2 protein-coding genes are annotated in these 1,691 nt (G+C 65.7%); both read left to right on the forward strand.

Features of this window, described 5'->3' with window-relative positions:
- Nucleotides 1–255: helix-turn-helix domain-containing protein (locus E5W87_RS34325; protein WP_292408045.1), on the forward strand; the 255-nt coding region annotated here is incomplete at its 5' end.
- 149 nt (nucleotides 256–404) lie between these two features.
- A complete protein-coding gene (gene nhaA / locus E5W87_RS34330; protein ID WP_292408048.1) occupies nucleotides 405–1,601 on the forward strand; it encodes a Na+/H+ antiporter NhaA in 1,197 nt (398 codons plus the stop codon).
- Nucleotides 1,602–1,691 lie beyond the last annotated feature (90 nt).

Consider the following 1,691-nt stretch of genomic DNA (forward strand, 5'->3'; position numbering starts at 1 on the left):
ACGGCGGTGAAGTTGGGAGCAATCGACTATCTGTCGAAGCCGGCCGATGCCGACGACATTTTCGCCGCCCTTACCCGCACCGCTGGCGAACGCGCCGCACCGCCCGAAAACCCGATGTCGGCTGACCGTGTGCGCTGGGAGCACATCCAGCGCGTTTACGAAATGTGCGACCGCAACGTCTCCGAGACCGCGCGCCGGCTCAACATGCACCGCCGCACGCTGCAGCGGATACTCGCCAAGCGCGCCCCGCGCTGACGGAGCATCGGACCCAAAAGTGGGAACCGGTTTTGGGGGAATCCGATGCTCGAACGAGCTGGCTGACTGACAGGCTGCTTGCCTCATTGCCGGGGCTTGCGCATCATCCTGCGAAGTGATTCCGTCCGACCGGGAACATGAGAGGCGACATGCAGGACCAGAAGCAGCGGCCGGTCTCCATCTTTCGCGAATTCCTCGACAGCGAGGCCGCAGGCGGCATCATCCTGATGGCAGCCGCGGCGCTTGCCCTGATCGTCGCCAATTCGCCGCTGTCCCAGGCCTATTTCGCCGCCCTTCACGCCTATCTGGGACCGCTCAGCGTATCGCACTGGATCAATGACGGCCTCATGGCCGTGTTCTTCCTGCTGGTCGGCCTGGAGATCAAGCGCGAGATGCTGGACGGACAGCTCTCGACCTGGCCGCGGCGCGTCCTGCCCGGCGTCGCCGCCGCCGGCGGCATGCTGGTGCCGGCACTTGTCTATGTCGCCATCAACCGCGGCAACCCAGCCGCTCTGTCCGGCTGGGCGATCCCGACCGCCACCGACATCGCGTTTGCGCTCGGCGTGCTGTCGCTGCTCGGCAGCCGCGTGCCGGGGTCGCTGAAGGTATTCCTCACCGCGCTCGCCATTATCGACGACCTTGGCGCCGTCGTCATCATCGCCGTGTTCTACACGAGCGGCCTGTCGCTCGCCTATCTCGGCGCCGCCTTCGCGGTCATCGCTCTGCTCATCGTCCTCAACCGCATGCAGGTGCTGACGCTGCTGCCCTATCTCGTGCTTGGTGCCGTTCTGTGGGTGCTGGTGCTGAAGTCAGGCGTCCATGCCACGCTCGCCGGCGTGGCGCTGGCGCTGACCATACCCCTGAAGGTCACTCCGGGCATCGGGCACGATCTCGACCATTCGCCGCTGCATCGGCTCGAACACGGCCTGCATAACATCGTGCCGTTCTTCGTCATCCCGATCTTCGGCTTTGCCAATGCCGGCGTCTCGTTGGCCGGCCTGAGCGCTGCCGCCCTAGTCGAGCCGCTGACGCTGGGCGTCGCCGCCGGCCTCGTCGCCGGCAAGCTGGTCGGCGTATTCGGTTCTTCCGCGCTTGCCATCCGGCTCGGCTTTGCCGACCTGCCGGTCAATGCCGGCTGGCTGCACATGGTCGGCATTTCGCTGCTCTGCGGCATCGGCTTCACCATGAGCCTGTTCATCGGCCTGCTCGCTTTCGCCAACAACGTCGAGCTGCAGGACGCCGTCAAGGTCGGCATCTTGGCCGGATCCTTCATCGCCGCGATCCTCGGCGCCGGCGTGCTGCTGGTCGCGCCGGCTGCGAACGGGGCGGAAGAGGGGGAGGAGTAGAGCCGTCGGCGAAGCTGCCGATCTCCCCCCTTTGCGCAGGGCTATCGCATATGAGTGATGGCATTGATGAGGTAGTCGTCATTCCAGGCG

Source organism: Mesorhizobium sp. (assembly GCF_004962925.1).
Classification (GTDB): Bacteria; Pseudomonadota; Alphaproteobacteria; order Rhizobiales; family Rhizobiaceae; genus Mesorhizobium.

Bases quoted from the DNA above. Each gene is read 5' to 3' on its own strand.
- nhaA (WP_292408048.1), top strand. From the start codon at position 405: ATGCAGGACCAGAAGCAGCGGCCGGTCTCCATCTTTCGCGAATTCCTC.